Source organism: Mesorhizobium sp. M7A.F.Ca.MR.362.00.0.0, from assembly GCF_004023175.1.
Taxonomy (GTDB): domain Bacteria; phylum Pseudomonadota; class Alphaproteobacteria; order Rhizobiales; family Rhizobiaceae; genus Mesorhizobium.
Genome location: NZ_RZTF01000064.1, coordinates 1 through 3,614, shown reverse-complemented (window position 1 = coordinate 3,614; position 3,614 = coordinate 1). Strand labels below are relative to the sequence as shown.

The window sequence follows — 3,614 nt, the reverse complement described above, 5'->3', positions numbered from 1 at the left end:
GGCTGGGCGTTGGTCGAGACGATCTCAACCTTGGCTCTCGGCTCGCCGCCGGTGAAGAACTGCTCGAAATACGAGTCCGGCACGAGGTGCAGGTCCTTGCCGTTGGCGAAGCAGGTGCTTTGCACGGTCATGGAAGCGTCGTAGTAGTCATTGAAGTTCTCCGCCGTGATGCTGGGCAGCGGCATGAAGATGGTGTTCACCTTCGGTTTTTGCCCGGCCATCATGTGCAGTGCAGGAATGAAGGCGGAATAGGCCATCGGACCGCCATCCTGGACAAAGGTGTTGGCGGTGAGGTTCTTTTCCTTCCAGTAAGCAAGCAGGCTGCAAAGGTTGGTGACTTCGGTGATGATTGGAAGCGCACGGCCCGATTGCTCGAACGCTTGGCCCACGCCAACGCCCATATTGCCTGTCGAGAACACAGCGTGCACAGGCTCAGGATGCGTCGCCAGGAACTTCAGCACCTCGGTTTTGGCCACCGACCCGGTCCACATGCCAAACAGGCTGCCGGCGACCTTAATGTCGGGAAACGCCTCGACGGCCTTCCGGAAACCCGTCTCCTGAGCGACCGTGTTCGCGGTCCCGGGCTGTCCGTTCATGATGAGGGCGGTACCTTTGCCGCCCAATTGCTTGGCGATCCACTCACCTTCGTACTGACCGCGATAGTAGGGATTGGTCGCTACGTTCAGCGCTTCCGGGCAGGTGACCGTCGAGTCGATGGTTACGAAAAGGATGCCCTTATCGAAAGCCTCCTTGATGCCCGCGCAAAGGCCGGTCGCAGACCCCGGATAGCTCATGATCAGGTCACAGCCCTGCGCGATCTGCGCCTTCAGCTGCGTGAGCTCGAGGTTGATGTCGCCGTTAGAGTTCGTGACGTTGAGTTCGGGTTCAGCGAGGCCTTGATCGGCCAATTGCTTGGTCAGCGCCTTCAGCTCCGCCACAAGGTTGGCGCGCCACGAATTCCCAAGATAGGAATCATTGTGGCAAATCTTCCATGGCGGCGCATGGGGCTTCCAGTTAGCGAACGGATCGGCGACTATATTGGTCGCATACCAGTAGCCGCCGTAGTATTTCTGCGCCTCCTTCGGCACGGCGGCCAGCGCGGCTGCCTGCTCCTCGGCCGTCGGATCGGCCGCGTGACTAGCCGCCAGCCCGACCAACGAAAATGCTGCCGTGCAGGCCGCCACGGTGATCACGCGGGCGAACCGTACGGCTCTGTTCTTCCAGGTAAGCATGCTCTCCTCCCCTTTTTATCATGAGGTTCGCAAACCGCCGGAAGGACGAATCTAACCCTCGCCATGAGGGGTCGCTCATAGCAAACGTTAAAGACCCTCCCTGCTGGCCTGTTTGGAACAGAACCCCTGCGATGGTTATAGGAGACACTGACAATTCAGCCGAAGTCGTCGTTGGCTATGCGGCCATCGCCCCAGACGATGTCCATGGGCGCGCTCCGCAGTTGGGACTGTCACTAGGTGAGGCGACTTCCTCAGGGCAAGACGGGCATCTTGTAGTTTGCCAGGAACTCCGACCAGCCTGTATTGATGTGCACTTCCATCGCACCCGTAGCGCCCTCAACATCGCCCCGCTCCAGAGCGGCCAGAAGCGTCACGTGTTCATCGAAAACGCGCGACTGCCTGCCCGGCATCTGGCTCAGCAAGTCGAGCGGATATTTGGCCCAGAGTATGCGCACGAAATCGAGCGTCTGCGCCTGGCCTGCCAGTTCGTATAGCCGGAAGTGGAAGCGAAAATTCTTCTCCCGGCAGGCGGCGCGGTCGCCAGCCCTGGCGGCCATGAGAAGATCGTGGTTGATGGCTTTGAGAACGTACAGATCGTTCGGCGACATGCGCCGCGCAGCTTCCGCGGTCAGGCGCGTTTCAAGCAACTGTCGTAACTGGTAGAGTTCCTCGGCACCTTCGATCAGGAAGGGTGCGACGATCGCGCCGCGATGGGCACTCACCGCCACATAGCCCTGGGCTTCCAGCAGCCGCAGCGCCTCGCGCACCGGCGTGATCGAGACGCCGAGCATCTTGGCGATCTCGGCCTGCTTCAGCTTCTGTCCACGCGCGAGGACACCGACGATGATCTTTTCGCGCAGCACTTCAGCAATCTGATACTCAGCCGTCGTCCGTGATTTCAAAGACCAGTCGCCGCTGTCGTCGGCGAGACTGCGCTTGCTGATCTGTTGCTGCAATGCGTCGAGCGGCTGGTGGTCAGTCATTCCTCATTTCCGAAGCCGACACTCGAAACTGCTGGTCGACCTACATCAGGATTTCCATGTTCGTCCCGTTCCCGCAACCACAATCGAGCGGTTCAGCGTTCGACGGGCATCAGAATATTGATTTCTTCAGCCGGACTCTTGAGATCGGTTGATTTCGGCCTCTTGGCGAGTTGGGATCACGGTGGATTTTTTCCCATCGCGCACCCTAACGGAAGCATGGAGGAGTATCGTCAGTGAGCGACAAGGACCAGTTGGTCATTCCCGTCAAAGCCGTCCGCGATGGCGTCAATAAGGACCCGGAGTTTGCGATTGCCGCCCGCTTCTGGAACGCCCGCATCCGCTTCTACAGCAACGAGGCGGACGAGTATTTCATGGAGATCCGGGATGGCCGCGTCGTGGACTTCCAGCAAGGAAGCGACGGCTACAAGTCGTCGACCATCTATGTCGGCGGGCCGCGGGAAACCTGGCGCGACATCCTGAAGCCGGCGCCGGCGCGCTTCTGCAACGACTTCTTCCCGGCGGCGATCCATCGCGGCATGCGGCTCGGCGGCGATCTGTCGTCGCTCTATGCATATTACAGCGCCTTGCAGCGAATCCTCGCCGTGATGCGCCAGGAGATCAACGGCGTGAAGGCTTGAGGGACGGATGATGGCAAAGTTTGCAAAGATGGAATGCGGCTATCTGTATCTGACCCTGGATGACACCGAGTACCGTATATACCTCGAACAGGCTGGCACCGGCATCCCGGTGCTGCTGCAGCACACGGCAGGCACCGATGCGCGCCAATGGCGGCACCTTCTCGAGGATGAGGAACTCACCCGGTATTTCCGTTTCATCGCGTGGGACTTGCCCTACCATGGCAAGTCGCTGCCTCCCCTCACCCACCGCTATTGGGAGACTGGCTACAAGCTCAAGATGGACTGGTTCCTGCGCTACGTGCTCGAGTTGTCAAAGGCGCTCGAGCTCGACAGACCCGTCTTCATGGGCTGCTCGATGGGTGGGCTGCTGGCGACCGATCTGGCGCTTTACCATCCCGAGCATTTTCGCGCCGCGATCGCGCTTGAGCCTCTTATCAAGAGCCCCGAGCCTGGCACGCTGACAGACTGGTACTGGCACCCAACGACATCCAACGACACACGCGCCGCCTTGCAACACACACAGTGTTCGCCGAGCAGCCCGGAGGTCTACCGCCGCGAGACGATCTGGATGTACAGCCAGGGGGCGCCGTCGGTCTTCCCGGGCGACCTGCACTATTATGTCGAGGAGCATGATCTCACGGATACGGCCAAGGATATCGACACGGCGAAGATCGACCTCTATTTGCTGAATGCCGATTACGACTGGTCGGCGACGGTCGAGGAAGGGCGTCAGCTTGCGTCGTTGATACCCGGCTCGAAAT

General features: G+C 59.9%; 4 protein-coding genes. 2 read left to right on the top strand and 2 right to left on the bottom strand.

The window, feature by feature from the left end; genetic code table 11:
• Together EOC06_RS11430 and EOC06_RS11425 are read right to left on the bottom strand one after the other, a co-directional pair.
• Positions 1-1,232: substrate-binding domain-containing protein (locus tag EOC06_RS11430; RefSeq protein ID WP_164898545.1), on the bottom strand; the 1,232-nt coding region annotated here is incomplete at its 3' end.
• Between the two features lie 251 nt (positions 1,233-1,483).
• A complete protein-coding gene (locus EOC06_RS11425) occupies positions 1,484-2,215 on the bottom strand; it encodes a GntR family transcriptional regulator (protein ID WP_128307776.1) in 732 nt (243 codons plus the stop codon).
• A 233-nt stretch (positions 2,216-2,448) separates the two neighbouring features.
• Here EOC06_RS11425 and EOC06_RS11420 point away from each other — a divergent pair, with 233 nt between their 5' ends.
• Positions 2,449-2,853, top strand: coding sequence for a hypothetical protein (locus EOC06_RS11420; protein WP_024504908.1), 405 nt, complete (start codon positions 2,449-2,451; stop codon positions 2,851-2,853).
• A gap of 10 nt (positions 2,854-2,863) precedes the next feature.
• Positions 2,864-3,614, top strand: a 751-nt coding sequence (locus EOC06_RS11415; RefSeq protein WP_164898544.1) for an alpha/beta fold hydrolase, incomplete at its 3' end; no start/stop codon positions are given.